This window comes from Gordonia sp. N1V (assembly GCF_029269935.1).
Taxonomy (GTDB): Bacteria; Actinomycetota; Actinomycetes; order Mycobacteriales; family Mycobacteriaceae; genus Gordonia; species Gordonia polyisoprenivorans.
The window spans coordinates 162,646-178,318 of the sequence record NZ_JARJDD010000010.1; the positions used below are offsets into that span (position 1 = coordinate 162,646).

General features: G+C 62.9%; 17 protein-coding genes. 9 read left to right on the forward strand and 8 right to left on the reverse strand.

Going from position 1 to position 15,673, the window contains the following annotated elements; genetic code table 11:
* Positions 1-3 precede the first annotated feature (3 nt).
* Positions 4-1,233 (reverse strand): FAD-dependent monooxygenase, encoded by a 1,230-nt coding sequence (locus P3L18_RS14955; protein WP_276114484.1) that lies wholly within the window; start codon positions 1,231-1,233, stop codon positions 4-6.
* A 217-nt stretch (positions 1,234-1,450) separates the two neighbouring features.
* On the reverse strand, positions 1,451-2,185 hold the full coding sequence (locus P3L18_RS14960) for an IclR family transcriptional regulator C-terminal domain-containing protein (protein WP_079931450.1): 735 nt from the start codon (positions 2,183-2,185) through the stop codon (positions 1,451-1,453).
* A gap of 271 nt (positions 2,186-2,456) precedes the next feature.
* Here P3L18_RS14960 and P3L18_RS14965 point away from each other — a divergent pair, with 271 nt between their 5' ends.
* The 5 genes from P3L18_RS14965 to P3L18_RS14985 all read left to right on the forward strand — a co-directional run bounded on the left by P3L18_RS14965 (position 2,457) and on the right by P3L18_RS14985 (position 6,839).
* Positions 2,457-3,464 carry an ABC transporter substrate-binding protein gene (locus P3L18_RS14965; RefSeq protein WP_139765841.1) on the forward strand — a complete coding sequence of 336 codons (1,008 nt, stop codon included), beginning with the start codon at positions 2,457-2,459 and terminating at the stop codon, positions 3,462-3,464.
* Between the two features lie 71 nt (positions 3,465-3,535).
* Positions 3,536-4,279, forward strand: a complete 744-nt coding sequence (locus P3L18_RS14970; RefSeq protein WP_079931460.1) for a dienelactone hydrolase family protein — start codon at positions 3,536-3,538, stop codon at positions 4,277-4,279.
* A complete protein-coding gene (locus P3L18_RS14975) occupies positions 4,279-5,157 on the forward strand; it encodes an NAD(P)-binding domain-containing protein (RefSeq protein WP_276114485.1) in 879 nt (292 codons plus the stop codon). The genes P3L18_RS14970 and P3L18_RS14975 overlap by 1 nt, the downstream gene beginning before the upstream one ends.
* A gap of 271 nt (positions 5,158-5,428) precedes the next feature.
* Positions 5,429-6,205, forward strand: coding sequence for an IclR family transcriptional regulator (locus P3L18_RS14980; protein ID WP_276114486.1), 777 nt, complete (start codon positions 5,429-5,431; stop codon positions 6,203-6,205).
* 10 nt (positions 6,206-6,215) lie between these two features.
* On the forward strand, positions 6,216-6,839 hold the full coding sequence (locus P3L18_RS14985) for a TetR/AcrR family transcriptional regulator (RefSeq protein WP_079931454.1): 624 nt from the start codon (positions 6,216-6,218) through the stop codon (positions 6,837-6,839).
* Positions 6,840-6,930: 91 nt separating this feature from the next.
* Here P3L18_RS14985 and P3L18_RS14990 read toward each other — a convergent pair whose 3' ends face one another.
* The 6 genes from P3L18_RS14990 to P3L18_RS15015 all read right to left on the reverse strand — a co-directional run bounded on the left by P3L18_RS14990 (position 6,931) and on the right by P3L18_RS15015 (position 12,465).
* Entirely contained in the window at positions 6,931-7,482 is a 552-nt protein-coding gene (locus P3L18_RS14990) for a 3-phenylpropionate/cinnamic acid dioxygenase subunit beta (RefSeq protein WP_079931455.1), read from the reverse strand.
* Positions 7,479-8,858 (reverse strand): aromatic ring-hydroxylating dioxygenase subunit alpha, encoded by a 1,380-nt coding sequence (locus P3L18_RS14995; protein ID WP_079931456.1) that lies wholly within the window; start codon positions 8,856-8,858, stop codon positions 7,479-7,481. Before P3L18_RS14995 ends, P3L18_RS14990 begins: the two co-directional genes overlap by 4 nt.
* Before the next feature lie 108 nt (positions 8,859-8,966).
* Entirely contained in the window at positions 8,967-10,103 is a 1,137-nt protein-coding gene (locus P3L18_RS15000) for a VOC family protein (RefSeq protein ID WP_079931457.1), read from the reverse strand.
* Positions 10,103-10,480, reverse strand: coding sequence for a bifunctional 3-phenylpropionate/cinnamic acid dioxygenase ferredoxin subunit (locus tag P3L18_RS15005; protein ID WP_276114487.1), 378 nt, complete (start codon positions 10,478-10,480; stop codon positions 10,103-10,105). Before P3L18_RS15005 ends, P3L18_RS15000 begins: the two co-directional genes overlap by 1 nt.
* 251 nt (positions 10,481-10,731) lie before the next feature.
* On the reverse strand, positions 10,732-11,466 hold the full coding sequence (locus tag P3L18_RS15010; protein WP_276114488.1) for an antibiotic biosynthesis monooxygenase: 735 nt from the start codon (positions 11,464-11,466) through the stop codon (positions 10,732-10,734).
* A gap of 87 nt (positions 11,467-11,553) precedes the next feature.
* Positions 11,554-12,465, reverse strand: coding sequence for a VOC family protein (locus tag P3L18_RS15015; protein ID WP_276114489.1), 912 nt, complete (start codon positions 12,463-12,465; stop codon positions 11,554-11,556).
* A gap of 171 nt (positions 12,466-12,636) precedes the next feature.
* Here P3L18_RS15015 and P3L18_RS15020 point away from each other — a divergent pair, with 171 nt between their 5' ends.
* From P3L18_RS15020 to P3L18_RS15035, 4 genes are all read left to right on the forward strand, one after another.
* Positions 12,637-13,485: an alpha/beta hydrolase gene (locus tag P3L18_RS15020; RefSeq protein WP_253194148.1), complete on the forward strand. Its 849-nt coding sequence runs from the start codon at positions 12,637-12,639 to the stop codon at positions 13,483-13,485.
* 31 nt (positions 13,486-13,516) lie between these two features.
* A complete protein-coding gene (locus tag P3L18_RS15025) occupies positions 13,517-14,071 on the forward strand; it encodes a VOC family protein (RefSeq protein ID WP_079931464.1) in 555 nt (184 codons plus the stop codon).
* Between the two features lie 145 nt (positions 14,072-14,216).
* Positions 14,217-14,729 (forward strand): VOC family protein, encoded by a 513-nt coding sequence (locus P3L18_RS15030; protein ID WP_079931465.1) that lies wholly within the window; start codon positions 14,217-14,219, stop codon positions 14,727-14,729.
* On the forward strand, positions 14,693-15,595 hold the full coding sequence (locus tag P3L18_RS15035; RefSeq protein ID WP_276114490.1) for an NAD(P)-binding domain-containing protein: 903 nt from the start codon (positions 14,693-14,695) through the stop codon (positions 15,593-15,595). Before P3L18_RS15030 ends, P3L18_RS15035 begins: the two co-directional genes overlap by 37 nt.
* Positions 15,596-15,673: the final 78 nt, after the last annotated feature.

Below are 15,673 nucleotides of genomic sequence, written 5' to 3' on the forward strand. Positions count from 1 at the left end.
TGTTCAGCTCCCGATTCCGCTGGACTGCAATCGCTCTCGTGCGGCAGCAGCGACGGCTTCGGCATCGAAGTCGTAGAGCCAGCGCCGGAAGGTGACCGAGTCGACGATCTCGGAGTCACGGGTCGTCAGATCGGGATACTCGGAGTCATAGCGGCGGCCGTTGGCCCGTGCGCCGGCCTGGACCTCACCTGTCCGCGGCCGGCGCACCTGCGCGTAGCCGGCCAGTGCGTCAACGATGTCGGCGTGCGCAGGTCCGCAGCCATCGAGGAAAACACCTAGCGCCGCAGCATCTTCGATGGATTGATTGGCACCCTGACCGAGGTGCGGCAGCATCGGATGGGCGGCGTCACCGAGCAACGCCAACCGACCCGAGGTCCACTCGGTCAGTGGTTCACGGTCGTAGAGCCCCCACCAGTGGGTCGTCTCCACCTGTTCGAGGAGTCCGGTCACCACCGGATCCCAGCCTTCGAAGGATCGACGCAGCTCATCGGGATCTCCCGGCGCCGACCATGATTCGGCGAGTTCGCGAGTGCTGGGCACGAATGCGACGTAGTTGATCAGTTCGCCACGACGGACCGGATACACCAGAAAGTGCTTGCGGTCACCCATCCACAGCTGCGATGCCGCCTGCTTCCATTCCGGAAGCCGTTGCGCAGGAATCAATCCGCGATATGCGATAGAACCGGAGTTGACCGGAGTCGACGGTTCGACCACGTACCGCTGCAGGGTGGAGTTGATACCGTCGGCGCCGATCACCACGTCGGCGTGTGCACGTTCACCGTTGGCGAATTCCACGTGAGCACCCGACTCGTCCTGTGTGAAGCCCACGCACCGGTAATCGGCGTGAATGCGTTGTGCTGGAAAGGATTCCACCAGCGCATCGAGAAGATCAGCTCGATGCATACCGTACATGCCATTCCACCCCTGAGAATCCGAGGTCAGGATCGGGGCGACGACCGATCCGTCAGCGCGGTAGTAGGTGGAGCCGTCGGAGATCCGTGCGCCAACTTCCGCCAGCGCCGGCCCCAGTCCGATCCGCTCGAGGAATCGCAGACTGTTGGGGGTGATGAGAACCCCGGCGCCCACCTCCGCCAGCTTCGGCGCCTGCTCGTAGACCTCGACGTCGAGACCGCGTGCCAACAGCGCGCCGGCCGCCGCCATTCCGCCGATTCCGCCACCGATGACGGCGACCCGAAGATCGCCAGTACCTGTGTGTTGTGGACCGTTCTGCACCACTGACCCCTTGCCTGTTGCGACTCTGCGTCTCACCGCGGCCCGCATATTCGCGTGACCGCATCGACTTCCCTGCACAGTCTTTCCAGACGACGATCGGTGAATCAACGAAGCCTTCCGGCGAACGGAACGCCGCCCGGGTCGCTCTGCGACACTGCTCGCACCACAGCGCCGATCAGCGGCCGGTTGTCACCTCCGGTAGACCATCATGAAGCCCTCAGAGCATCTTGCCCAGGCGCGCCGACTCGCGGCGCAGGACATCCAGGAAGGGTCCGGTGAGTTGCTCCATCGACACCTGCGCGGCAAAGCAACTTACCGACATCGCCGCACGCACCGTCGACGATGAGTCGATGACCGGCACCGCGATCGTGCGGACGCCGACCTCAAGCTCTTCGTCGGTGTGGGCGTAGCCGCACTCACGGGCTTGCCGAATCCGATGCAGCAGCGCGTCATTGTCGACGATCGTCGCCGTCGTGGTCGGAAACCGCTCGCTTCGCTCGAGGATGTCTGCGACCCGCGCCGACGGCATCGCGGCAAGCAGGACCCGGCCGGTCGCCGACGCCCACAGCGGCAGCGTCGCGCCCACTCGCACACCGGCAGAAACGATGCGGGTGGATTCTGCGCGTGCCAGAAACAGCGAATCAACCCCGTCGTCGACGGCCAATGACGCCGACTCGCCCAGTTCGTCACGGACAGCCACCAGACAAGGCTGTGCCAGTGTCGGGAGCGTACTGGTACTCCAGTACGCAGAAGTCAATCGGACCACACGCGGTGTGGGCCGAAAGTACTTGCCGTCGTGGGACAGATATCCCGCCTCGACCAGCGTGAGCAGACACCGGCGGGCCGCAGCGGGCGTGGTCCCCGAGGCTCGGGCCGCCGCACTGACGGTCAGTTGGGTGTTCTCGCGATCAAAAGCCTCCAGGATCGCCAATCCCTTGGCGAGACCGCCCATGGCCTCGGACCGCCTGGATGATTCGGGCACCGGGTATGGCCCGGACCGATCAGGCGACTCCGAGCTCACTGTTTTCAGCCTCCTCGCCGAGACAACCGATAGCCACACTCGCATATCCCCACGCGCCCACACCGTTCGATATGCACAATCCTCGCAACGAGTCTATCAATGGCGCAATCGAGTCCGCTGAACGGAACAGCCACTCGACTCTACGCGCCGCGCATCGCACCGTGATCAGGCACCCATTCGCACGTCACAAGGAGATCATCCGGTGAGTCCCACTACTGTCCGCATGTTGTGCAGCGACATCTCACACATGGCCCTCGGCTACGTCTGGCGAGACAGCGGGGTCACCCAAAAACATGGATTCGATCTCGTCACCCACATCGCCAACTCCGATGTTCCCGGGCAACCGAGAATCGAGATGAACGAACGTGGCCCCAAGGTACTATCCGGCGAATACGACTTCATGAGCGGTTTGCACCACGACACCTATGCCTACCGATCGCGCGGCGACAAGCGGTTCGTCTATCTGGCTCAGGCACAGAACGATTGGGATGATCGTCTCATCGCCGACGACTCGGTGCGCACACCGGCCGATCTCAGTGGCAGAACGGTGGTGGTCAGCACGTCGGCTCCGTGCGTCTACGGAAACCTGCGTCGGGCCCTCGAGATCGCCGGAGCCGACCTCGACACCATCACCTTCGATGTCTGGCGCGAACAGGGCACCGGCGTCGCACGACGCGCCGTGGAGGCCGTACTCAACGGCGACGCTGCGGCGGCCGCCGTCGACGTGCCTTTCGACCAGTTCGGCGAGAAGCGTGGTCTGCGCATCGTCGATCTGCCGCCTATGCCGGTCATCCACAACACCACCATTTGCGCAAACCGGGAGTGGGTCAAGGTAAATGAAGAGCTCACACGGGACTTCCTGCGTTCGATGATCGAGGCGATCCACTTCCTCAAGACCCGTCCCGACGAGTCGTGCGCCATCCTTGAAGCGACCATTGCGCCGCTGATCGGCATCGAGGACGCCGACGACATCGCCCACCTGCGCGCCTACTGGGCACAGGCATTGAGCCCCAAGCCGTACCCACATCCGCTCGCGATCTGGAATGTCTATCAACTCGACACCCTCCACCATGCGGAGAGCAACTTCATTGGCCCGCTGGAGATCTGGGACACCGGATACCTCCGCGACATCGACGACACCGACTTCATCGACAACCTCTACGGTGGCGCCCGCAACGCCGCGGCGCCTGCGGTCGCCGCGGTCATCTGAGGTTCGGCGGTTCGGCCGGTGCAGCCGGAGACAATCCACGAGAAGTGAAGCGATATGAGGAGCTATGTGAAATGAACTATGACGCAGTGCTTTCCGAGACCATAGGACTTCGCGGCGCCGACGACGACCTAGTGGAGGCCTACACCGCCCGCCCCTTGCGTCCCGGACCGCGCGGCGGGGTCATGATGATTCACCACATGGCCGGATATGACCGCGAATCCAAGGAGGCGGTTCGCCGAATCGCCGAAATGGGGTACGACACGATCTGCGTCAACCTCTATCACCGCGATGCGCCGGGTGCGAGTGCCGCCGATGCCGCGGCCGCATCGCGTGGTCGACGCGGAGTCCCCGACGACCGCCTGATCGGCGATCTGCGCGGTGCCGCTCGATGGTTACGAGATCTGCCGACATCCAACGGAAAGGTCGGTTGTATCGGATTCTGCTCCGGTGGAAGGCAGGCGGTCATGGCCTCCATGGAGATCGATCTGCAGGCCGTCGTGGATTGCTATGGTGCATTCATCGTCGCTGAGCCGCCTGCGGACTTTCCCGTCGACGTCACGCCGCTGGCCCAGCGGCTCGGCGAGGTCGGCGCACCCATCCTGGCGATGTCGGGCAACAATGACACCCATCCGAGTCCACAACAGATCAGTGAGTTCGAGAAGTTGCTGCGCGACAACGGAAAGGACATCGTCGTGCAGCTCTACGACAATGCCGGTCACGCCTTCATGTCGACCGATCGTTCCTTCTACTGCGTCGAGGCCGCAGTGGATGCATGGCGTCAGGCCGAGTCCTTCTTCGGCGACAAACTGAGTTGATGAAGCAATCGATCGCTGATGGCCGCGTCGGCATCGCGGGTTTCGGCGCCATCGGGCGGGCCTTTGCCGCCCGATGGGCCGACCACGACGTCAGCCCGGTCGTCTTCGACATCGACCCTGCAGCGCGCACCGCCGCGGCCGAAGCCGGCCTGCCGGTGGTCGAGAGCATCGTCACCCTCGCCGAGCGCTGCGAGATCATCTCGCTGATAGTGCGCACCGATGCCGACGTCCTCGATGTCGTCAACACCCTCATCACCGGGACGTCTGCCACCGGCGCACCGACCAACGATGTGACGGGACTCCGAGCGCTGATCGTTCACAGCACCGTCACCCCCGACACCGTCCGTTATGCGGCAGAAGTCCTGAGCACTCTCGATGTCATCGTGATCGATGCGTGTCCCACCGAGATCCCGTCGGCCGTGCGCACCGGCGCCTACGCCATGTTGGTCGGCGGCGCCGACGATAACGTGGCGGCGCTGACCCCGTATCTGCGTGGTCTCGCCGACGACGTGCGCCATCTCGGGGCGCTCGGCGCCGGGTCGGTCACCAAGATGGCCAAGAACTTGCAGATAGCCGCCGACCGCATCCTCGTGCACGAGTTGCTCGATATCTGCCTCGCCGCGGGGGTCGACCCCACCGATTTCCTCGACATGCTCCGCGATACGGGCTACGGATCGAGCCGCCCCGTAGCCCAGTACTGGGAATCAGTCTTCAATCCCGACACCGGGTCCACGTGGCCGGCGATGGGCAGCAACCTCTTCCAAAAGGACGTACCTCTGGCAACCGAGTTCGCGGCCGACGTCGGGGTGGCCACACCGATGCTGCGCGCGCTTGCAGCCTCGTGTGCCGCCCTCGTCGACGAGGCCACCCGCCGCTGACTCGGGGCCTGGGCTTCACAGAGCCACCGGGGTCGTTGTTGCGCACTCCTGACACCTCTCCACAGTCGTTCGCTGGAACGTGCGTTAAGCGAATTCTGTTCGTTGCGCGCACAACAAAAGCGGTCTAGTATTAGCTGCGTCACATTAGAATAGTCATTCTAATCAGCCCGGGAGGTACCTCGTGACGACTACGCAAACAACCAGACCGACGGGTTGCGTCGACTTATCGCTGCCCAGTCCCAGAACTGCCGACCTAACCTCGCCGTCGCCGGTGGCCGCCCCCCATGCAGGCGCCGCGCCTTCTGTGCTCTGGAAGGCCTTCGACGTCCTCAACGCTTTCGACCGACGCCGACGCATCCTGACCCTCGCCCAGATCGTCCGCCACAGCGGATTGCCCAAATCAACGGTGCACCGCGTCCTGGCGATGCTTGTCGAACTCGGCGCCCTCGAGCAGCAGGACGACGGTTACCGCATCGGTCTGCGCATGTTCAGCCTCGGCGCACTCCCACCGGAGGCGGCGCTGCGCGAAGCCGCCCTGGTACACCTCGAGGAACTGCATCGATTCACCGGCCACACCCTGCACCTGGCTGTATTGCGCGGGTCCGACGTGGTCTACCTGGAAAAACTCTCGACCCGCAAGGGCGTGCCGACGCCGGCCAAGGTCGGCAATCGGCTACCCGCGGTCTGCACCGCCGTTGGCAAGGCGATGCTCGCCCACACCGACGATGCCGCACTCGGCGCCGTCCTCGAACAGCCCATCCCCCGGCTGACCCGCCGCTCGCTATTCAACGCGGCGCAGGTGATCGACCAACTCGCGATCATCCGCGACTCCGGACACGCCCTCGACCGTGAAGAATCGTCGGCCGGTCTGGCCTGCGTCGGGGTTCCGGTTCTGGTCAACGGCAGCCCGGTGGCAGCCATCTCGGTGGCATTCCCGGCCGCGGCGGGCAACGGAGACGTCCTCGTGCGGCCCCTGCAACAGGCCGCAGCGGCCATCTCCCGCTCACCGAGCCTGCTCGGTCCCGGAACCATGACCACCACCGGCTAAAATAGTCGTCATGAATGCGCGGGGCACCACCTACCACCAGGTACTCGACGCCGCAGAGCAGTTGTTCGGCGACCGCGGCTACAGCGAGGTGTCCATCGTCGCGATCTGCGAGGCATCTGGTGTTCCGGTCGGCTCCATCTATCACCACTTCAAGAACAAGGCCGGAATCCTGCGGGCGGTTCTCGAGCGAGGCGTCGGAGACTTCTTCGACGCCTTGCCCAGGCCCGACGATTTGACCGGTTCTGCACGCGAGCGGATGAACGCCCACTACACAACCTCAGCCGATCTCATCGTCGCCAATCTGTCCTTGTTCCGGCTGATCGCCTCGGTGCAGTTGCACTCGACCCCGGCCGATACCGAACTGCAGCAACTACTTCGACAGATCTCCGACGGCGGCTCGGAGATCATGGCCCAGTTCATCGAATCGGTGGCCATCGAACTCGGTATCGACGACGCCGCCCACTACGCTCGCAAGATCGCGCCGCTGAATTTGGTGTTCCTCAACGGTATGGTCATCACCGCCGGTAGCGTCGACATCGACATCCACACCGGTATCCGGGTGTATCTGCAGAACTTCATCCTGTCGTCGATCCTCGCTCACGCGCAGGCACAGGCGCTGATGTCATCACACTGATCCGGATCCGTTGCCGGCACAACAAGACCGGGGATGTCCGTCACGGACATCCCCGGTCTGGTTCATTGCCACTCCGGCAGAGTGTCACGGATCAATAGAACTGGCTGAGATTCTTGATCAGCAGCGTGGAGACATCGAAGAGCACTGTCCGCTTGCGCAACGCGAAGCCCCACTCGTTGTCGGCGCGGACGATCGTGTCGTAGCGCTTTCCGACGATCCAGTCGTGATCACGCTCCGTTCGAGTTCGATGCAGGTAGAACGACGACTCCACATCCCATGCGGTCGGATCGTCGGTTTCGCGAACGCGAATGTTGGAGAGCAGATGTCGGGTGCGTGACGGCGGATTCTCCGCCCACGCCATCTGGGTGAAGATCCGATCAACACGTTGACGGAGGTCGACGAAGGTCTCGTCGAAGTACGCCGAACCGCTCGGAGCGGCGATCTCCTTCTTACGGTCACGCCAGAACCGGTTGTCGCGCACCGGGGCCCAATAGTGAACCTCCGAATCGAGAAGAGTCAACCACTCCCGGAACTTCCAGTCATCGAGCAGATCGGCCTCGGTGAACAGGAACTGTTCGATGTCTCGCTGAGTCGCCACGTCCACCGCTGTGGTGGAGGTCGCATTGTCGGTCAAGGCGGTCATGCCATCGCCCCCTTGCCTGCCGACTCCGGACTTGTCTGCGACGAAGACCCCTGCTGGGCGCGGCGGGCTTTCATCTCGGCGATTTCCGACCACGATGCTCCCGACATCAGATCCGACCAATGCTGATACATTCCGCGGGCGCCGTGGTCGGCGTAGCAATGCGGCACCGTCCGACCCGGGTAGCCGTCGACGTCACTGCGTTCGGTACCGAGGTGCGCGGTATAGGCCAGCGGGCTCTGTCGGGCCACTCGACCACGCAGGATGCGCTGCTCCTCCAACCAGTTCTCCGCATCGTCCTGCTCGAACATGCCGCCCGGACTGAACGTCCGCAGCACGTCGACGCGCATCGTCTCCTTGAGCTCCTCCGGCGCGTCGACGGGAACGAAGGTCCACGCCCACATCTCGAATTCGTTCGGGCCACGCGGGTGCGCGAGCCGGATGGTGCCGTTGGACAGGATCATCAGATTGGGGAAGATGTTCGCGTGGCCACGGACCTTGATGAACCGGTCTTCACCAATACGCGAAACGATCTCGTCCTTGCGCGTCAACTCCCAGTCCAACACCTTCGGATTCGCTTGGAAGCGCACGTGATTGAACCATCCTGCCCCGTGACCGTACGGATCGGAGTATTGCGCCCCACCGACCGCCGCGAGCCCCATGTCGACCACGCTGGGCGCAGCCTCGTCGTCGCGGGAATCATCACGATCCTGCAGTGCCATCACCTGGATGACCGAGGCATGAGTGGTCTCGCCGTGCGACATGTCACTGGCGGCCTGCTCGGCGTTGAACTTCCAGTTGCAGCCGATTACCCACTTGTGCAGCGCAACCGGTTCCAGCCCACCGTCGTAACGATCGAAGTAGGAGTCGACGTACCACGCCATGTCACCGAGGTACTCCTCGAACGACGGCGCGGTCGGGTCCCAGCAACCGAAAATGAAGCCACGATAGTTGTGCAGCAACGGAACCTGGATCGGGCCCCAGTCCTCTTTGCGTAGACCACCGGGATAGGAGGTCTCCTCATGCGGAACCTGAATCAGGTTGCCGGCGAGGTCATATGTCCATCCGTGGAACGAACACATGAAGGCCTTCGCGTTGCCTTCGTCGGCGCGACAGATACGCATCCCACGGTGGCGGCACTGGTTGAGGAAGGCCTTCACCGAGCCATCCTTCTGTCGGACGATGACGACCGGATCCTCACCGATGTAGTTCTGGATGAAGTCCCCGGGCTTGGGAATCATCTTGTCGTGGGCCAGAAATGACCACGACCGCCGAAAGACGTTCTCAAGCTCGGCTTCATAGATCTCCTGGCTGTGGAAGATCTCGCCGTGGATGAGACCACGTTCGGCGTCGACGTAATCGGATACATCGAACTTCATTGGGCTGCTCCTCTGTTCGGCCGCGACACCGGGGTCGGCGGCTGTGACTGTGCGCCACGGAGTCGGCGACACGGAGTCACCGGTGGCGCGGCTTGGATGCGCATCGGCTCAACCGGCCGCCACCGTGCTGAAATCGATCACGTAGTCGGGTGCGAGATTCTGCGGTTCGGGCATGCCCTTCATCAGGACTGCTTCGACGAGGTATCCGCCGAGTTTGTCGAAGGTGTCGTAGTAGCAGAACGCGCCGGCGCCACCGAACAGGTCTGCGCCCATCGCCAGTGGCACATCAGCGGATTCGAGCCACTGCTGGTTGCCATCCCATTCCTGACCGTCGGCGGTGATGGTGAGCAACATGTGATGCAGTCCCTCGCCGTAGAGGTCACCGAACTCGCGGTTGTAGTGGCTCGGACCGAAGGTCGGCTGCACGATCTCGAATCCGAAGTCGGCGACGGTCGACATCGCGGTGAAGTACTCGTGCTCCACCGACTCACCGCGGTAGAACGACCCCTCCAGACCACGGCCGCCGGGTTCGGTACGCCAGTCCCGAACATTCCATTCGTCGATGCCGAGCAGCTCGGCGTAGCCCTTGAGCGTTTCCATCAGGTCGCGAACGACCACCCCGAAGTGGTTGACGCCGGAGACCTCCAGCGGTCCGGCTGTGCGCGTCGTGGTTGCCGAGAGATCCCAGTGTTCATCAACGGCCACCGCGGGAAGGGCTCCGGCGACGGCGCCATCAGCACTGCGCGGTACCTGGATCTCGATCAGATATCCGCCGAGTGCGGCCCGGGTGTCGACGAAGTGTCGATCCACGACCCCATCGACGGTCAGCGAGGCAGCGATGCCGTAGCCGCGCTGCGCAAGTGCGTCGGCGATGGCGGTGTACTCGTCGGCGTCGGCGACACTCACCGTCAGGTGGCTCACGCCCTGGCGACGCCGGAATCGTAGCTCCTGAAAGGCGCTTTCGCCGTCGAGGGGTTGGATCAGCTCGAAGGTCACCGGTCCGATCGGATTGCCGAGCATCGTCAGCCCCTCGCCGGATGCGGTGGTGCTACCGGTCGCGGTGACGAAGGACGGTTGCGTGGGGCGGCCGTTCACCGTGGAGGCGCTCACTCGACCGGCGTCGAATCGGCGGACGTCCCACTGCTCGATGCCGAAGATCTCGGCGTAATGGGCTGCGGCAGTAGAGAGATCGTTGACGACCACACCGATCGAGTACAGTCGATCCACCGGAATCAGACCTGACATCACTTCTCCTTTGATTCTGAGATTGCCCCGCAGGAATGCGAGGAGTTGCTGAGATTCCCGGCGAGCAGGGCATCGGGGGTGTCGACGAGAATGTCAGAACCCTCCACGCGCACCGCGTGGGTACGGAGATCCACCGAGGCCGGAAAGCACACTGCACGGCCGGTTCGGATGTCGAATTTTCCGAAATGCCAAGCACATTCCACCTCGCATCCGTCGATGTAGCCGTCGGCGAGCGATGACTGACCGTGCGAACAGGTGTCATCGATGGCGAAGAACTCGTCCTCGACCCGGAACACCGCGATCGGCGGATCGGTCTCCACCCGGAATGCCTCGCCCTCGTCGACGTCACTCGTCGCGCATACTCGAGTCCATGTCACCGCGAATCCTCCTGCCAGATAGTCACTCTCACGTGTTGGTGTGACAGTATGCGCAGAGGGTGATGTGGATCTCCATCCCGTTCCGGTCGCCGGTACGCCGGAATGGTTTTCGCGCACCGGAACTATCGACCGCCGATGACGACGCCGGCCGGTACGCAGCGTGACGCTGTGTACCGGCCGGCGTGTGTGGGTGGACGACGTTGTGCCCGAGAGGGCTTCGGCGCCAGATGGGAGGCGCCGGTCATGGACGACTAGTTGGGGTAGATGATCGACTCGTCGGCCCAGTGGTGGACATCGGCGGGCATCCACCGGTTGTACTGGTGGACAAACGGTTGCGCGCGATAGAACTCGAACCCGTTGCTACCGTGCTCGCGTGGCCCCATCGCCGGCGCACTGCCCTGCGAGCTGGTTTTACGACGCAACACGTGATGGGCGTTGTAGATGCCGGCGTCTTCCCACAGCTCCAACAGCAGCGACTGGTTCTCGAACTCTAAGCTCCGATACCACTGGTATTCCAGCACTCCGGGCTCGCGCAGCGCCGATTCTTGATCTTCGCGGAACATCGGTAGCAGGGCGTCGCCGCCGCCGGGGCTCACCTGGATGATGATGCGTACTGCACCGGTACCGGGCCAGAAGATGGCCTGCCGTTCGGATTCGTGGCCGGCCGGTGTCCACACCGGGCCCGGGGTGAAGTACTGCAGCGAATAGAAATCGGTGAACGGTGTGTTACCGCGCGTCGCTGTTTCGCGGATCAACAGATCGTTGGTGGCCTCGTCCGGATCGGAGTTCACTCGTCCCCAGAAGTCGCCGTAGGCGAATTGGTCTTCCCACACCTGCACGATGGCGATGTCGGCCGGATCGTTGATACTGCGGTGTGCCTCGGACTCCAGGCACCCGGGCTCGGTACGCACCTTTTGCACGTACTGGATCACTTCTTCTGGATCGCCGTCGACCCGTAGTTGGTGCAGCGCTCTGATCTTGGTCATATCTCACTCCAGGCTTTCTCCCCGGCGGCCTCACGCCGGCCGGTAGATGGTGAATGTTGTTGTGAATGGGAAGCTTTCGACGTTGATCTAGCCAACGACTTCGGCATGTTCGGGCGCCGATTCCGGGGCTCCTGCAGTCGGGTCGAAGTGGTGGCCCCACACGCTGAGCGCGTCGTAGTGGGCGACCTTCCAGTACGTGTCGTCGACGAGCTTTCCGTTCCAGCCGTATTCGATGGCGAAGCCCGACGGGGTGATGACGTAGAACGAGGTCATCCGATCGTTGGAGTGTTCTCCCAAACTGATCTGGACGGGCTGGTGACGGTCGTTGACGATGTCGAGTGCGCGCCCGACGGCCTCGAGCTTGTCGACCTCGAGCATCAAGTGCGACAAACCCAGTGGCGCGCCGGGGATGTTGGCCACCCCGATGGTGTGGTGGCGTGGATTGCAGTGCAGGAAGTAGGCATTGTCGGGTCCGAAGCCGATGGTGTCGGAGAGCCGGAAGTCCAGGACTCGCTGGAAGAACGTCGCGCTGGCCTTGGCGTCTGCGGTGGCCAGGAATACGTGCCCCAGCCCGAGATCGCCACACAAGAACTTCACTCCGCGAGGGGAGACGAACGGAGCACTGGTGCTCTCGGCGGCGACGAAGATCTCGATGGCGTTGTCGTCGAGATCGGTGAACGCTGCAACGCGAGCGACGCCGCGGTTGGCGGCCAACGCCTCATCCTCACGTACCTCCACGCCTTCTGCCTTCAGGGCACGGATCGCTTCATCGAGTTCGGCGTCGCCGGCGGCCTCGAGCCCGATGGCGATCAACGAGTCGGGGCCGGGTGCGCCGCCGACCACCTCCAGACGCCAGGATCGTTCGTCGGTACGGAACCGCACCGTACCCTCGGCCCCGCTCGGTGCGACCTGCAGTCCGAGGATGTCGGTGGCGAACTCGATCCACTCGCTCACCGGACCCCGCACCACCAGATATCCCAATGCCGACACTGTGCTCATACCACGACTCCTTGTGCTCGATCATCGACAATGTTGTCTGCGAGCGAGTGTCATCGCCGATATCGGTGGTCGCATGGATTCGTCCCAGCGGTCGGAACGCAGCGCCGCCGGTGGTCATCGGCGTCGATTAAGACAGAGTCAGTCCATCGTGCACACCTGAAGGGAACCGAAGTGACAACTGCAACAATCGAAGCACCGACCGACAAGTATCAGTCGTTGAGCCGCTTTCGCATTCACTACGTCGAGGCCGGCACCGGCCACCCGCTGATCCTGCTACACGGAGGCGGTCCCGGCGCCACCGGAATGACCAACTACGGCCAGAACATCGGGCCACTGGCACAACATTTCCGTGTGCTCGCACTCGACATGCCCGGTTGGGGCGACAGCGACCCGCAAACCCGCGAGACCGGATTCGATCATCCGGGGGTGTTGATCGAATTCCTCGATGCGTTGGGGATCGATCGTGCCGCGCTGGTCGGCAACTCGATGGGCGGGATGACCTCGGTGACGACCGCCACCCGCTTCCCCGAGCGTGTCTCGCATCTGATCACCATGGGCGCGCCCGCACCGGTCCCGCACATCTTCTCCCCCGCCGGACCATCCGAGGGAATCAAGGTCCTCGCCCGCGCCTATCATGACATGACGCCGGCAAATATGAAGCAGCTCGTCGAGACCATGGTTTTCGACAACGCTTTCGCCACTGATGAATTGTCGACCGCGCGTTGCGAAGCCGCTCTCACCAAACCCGAACACCTGCAAAACTGGCGTAATTGGGCCGAGGATCCCCGTAATCCCATCACCTACTTCTCTCTCGGCAACGAGATCTCGAAGATCACCGCGCCGTCGTTGATCGTCCAAGGTCGCGACGATCGGGTGGTGCCCTTTGAGAGTGCGCTTCATCTGGTTTCGCAGATCCCCGACAGCCGGATGGTGATGTTCAACCGTTGCGGTCACTGGGCGCAGATGGAACACGCTGACGAATTCAATCGTCTCGTCATCGATTTCGTCACCAATTCCTGACGATCCGACTGACGGGAAAGAGAGGACCATCATGACTGCAACTTCGCCTTCGGCAGCCGCACTCGGCTCGACGGAGCCCATGGTGAGCGGCCTGAGCCACATCTCGGTGCATGCCCGAGATGTCGATGAGGCCATCACCTTCTGGACGTCGATCTTCGGCGCCGAGGAATTCATGTTCAACCATCAGCCCGAGAGCGGACTCATCGGAGTCGAGACCACGGAGCGGTTGGCCTCGGTGAAACTCGGATCGACGGTACTGCATTTCAATGTCAAACCCGGCATCAGTGGGTGGGATACGGAGTACCCGCATTTCGCCTTCACCGTGACCGCCGAGCAACTGCGCACCCTCAAGCTACGGTTGGAGGTGACCGGTGTGAAAACCCATCCGCTGTGGACGCGCAGCCAGGTCGAAGCCCTGATGTACTTCCGCGATCCGTCGGGAAATCTGTTCGAGTTCTTCTGTTGGCGTTACGACAACGTCGACGAACTTCGGGTGGATGCGTTCTCCGGGGGCGACTTCCGACCGCCGGTCGACGACCTCCGATACGACTGGGCCGGCCCGGATGCGCTGGCAACCCTGGCCTGACACCCGGTCTTCGTCATCGGCCCTCGACCCCGGTTTGTCTGCCGGGATCGGGGGTCGTGTCATATCGCCGTCCCGCATACTCGGAAGTTCCACCGATCGGAACGTGATCGACGATGCGGCTGCGTAATCATTTACGGTGACAGGCGTGAACACTGTTGACGTCTCCGCTTCAGCCACCCTGAGCGGACTCAATCACCTGTCGATGGCAGTGCGGGATCTCGACGAGGCCGTCCGGTTCTGGACGTCGATTTTCGACGCCCACGTACTCTGGGTAAACCACTCCGCCCACTTCGGCGAGGTCAGGGTGGCCGGCATCATCATCGGTTTCGCCGAGGGCGAGCCGGGTGCGACCGGCCACGGCGAAGAATATCCGCATTGGGGTTTCACTGTCGAACCCTCAGCGATGCGTCCATTGCAACACCGGCTGCACGCTTTCGGTGTTCCGACAAGCGACATCTGGACACGCCGGCAGGTGGAGGCGTTGATGTACTTCCGGGATCCGTCGGGCAACCTCCTCGAGTTCTATTGCCCCCAGGGCTTCGACGGTGTTGCCGACCTCCCACTCGGGGTTTTCGGTGGCGGCACCTACGAACCCGATCTCTTTGCGCTGCATTACGACACATGGAACGACTCAACATCTGCTCTCGAAAAACGTTGAGGCACAGACACACACCACTGATCTCAGAGGAATCTCCTGTGGAAAACGCGATTGGGATCATCGGAGTCGGTTCGATGGGTGGCGCACTGCTGGGTCGTTGGCGGGCAGCCAACATACATGTGGTTGCTTACGACGTCACTCAGGCTGGTCGGGAGCAGGCATCGGCGCACGGTGTCGCCGTCGCCGCCAACCCGGCCGAGTTGGCGGCGCAAGTCGACGCCGTTGCCGTGATGGTCCGCACCGACGCCGAGACCCTCGACGCAGTCCTCGGTGACGACGGCGCATTGGCCGGTTTGGCTGACGGTGGCCTTCTTCTGCTGCACAGTACGATTGCGCCGTCCACGACCACGCAGATCGTCGCTGCCGCGCAGTCGCGCCGGATCGACGTCGTGGACGCACCTGTGGTCGGGGTGCCCGCGGTGGTGGAGGCGGGCAGAGCGGTTGCGATAGTCGGTGGCTCCCAACAAGCATTCGATCGTGCTGCGCCGCTACTGAAGCCGTGTTTCCGGGACGCAATCCACATGGGACCGACCGGTGCAGGAAACGCGGCCAAGATCATCAAGAACCTCTGCACGGCGGCAGAAGCGCTGGTGTTGGCCGAAGCACTTCGCATCGGCGAGTCCTGGGGCATCGACTACCTTGACGCGTTGGCCATGATGACGACCGTCGATCAGTACCATTTCATCGACCACTGGTCGACGGCGTTCGACGCCAACGGATATGGGAGCGCACCACTGCGCGTCCCCAATCTCTACGACAAGGACGTTCCGTTGGCCCGCGACATCGCACACGCAGCCGGCATATCTGTTCCGATCACCGAGGCATTGGCAGACTCTGCGCAACAGATCGTCGCTGCCACGGAATAGAATTTGCTGATGGTTCTGCATTGTTGTCCGCGATGGTTACTATGCGCCACACACTTCGGCCGCCTCCTGCATCACAGG

What these genes read in the sequence shown, in the direction of transcription:
- P3L18_RS14970 (WP_079931460.1), top strand. Translation starts at nt 3,536, where the DNA reads ATGAACTATGACGCAGTGCTTTCCGAGACCATAGGACTTCGCGGCGCC.
- P3L18_RS15025 (WP_079931464.1), top strand. Translation starts at nt 13,517, where the DNA reads ATGACTGCAACTTCGCCTTCGGCAGCCGCACTCGGCTCGACGGAGCCC.
- P3L18_RS15000 (WP_079931457.1), bottom strand. Translation starts at nt 10,103, where the DNA reads ATGTCAGGTCTGATTCCGGTGGATCGACTGTACTCGATCGGTGTGGTC.
- P3L18_RS14975 (WP_276114485.1), top strand. Translation starts at nt 4,279, where the DNA reads ATGAAGCAATCGATCGCTGATGGCCGCGTCGGCATCGCGGGTTTCGGC.
- P3L18_RS15035 (WP_276114490.1), top strand. Translation starts at nt 14,693, where the DNA reads ATGGAACGACTCAACATCTGCTCTCGAAAAACGTTGAGGCACAGACAC.
- P3L18_RS14995 (WP_079931456.1), bottom strand. Translation starts at nt 8,858, where the DNA reads ATGAAGTTCGATGTATCCGATTACGTCGACGCCGAACGTGGTCTCATC.
- P3L18_RS14960 (WP_079931450.1), bottom strand. Translation starts at nt 2,185, where the DNA reads ATGGGCGGTCTCGCCAAGGGATTGGCGATCCTGGAGGCTTTTGATCGC.
- P3L18_RS14985 (WP_079931454.1), top strand. Translation starts at nt 6,216, where the DNA reads ATGAATGCGCGGGGCACCACCTACCACCAGGTACTCGACGCCGCAGAG.
- P3L18_RS15010 (WP_276114488.1), bottom strand. Translation starts at nt 11,466, where the DNA reads ATGACCAAGATCAGAGCGCTGCACCAACTACGGGTCGACGGCGATCCA.
- P3L18_RS15015 (WP_276114489.1), bottom strand. Translation starts at nt 12,465, where the DNA reads ATGAGCACAGTGTCGGCATTGGGATATCTGGTGGTGCGGGGTCCGGTG.
- P3L18_RS14990 (WP_079931455.1), bottom strand. Translation starts at nt 7,482, where the DNA reads ATGACCGCCTTGACCGACAATGCGACCTCCACCACAGCGGTGGACGTG.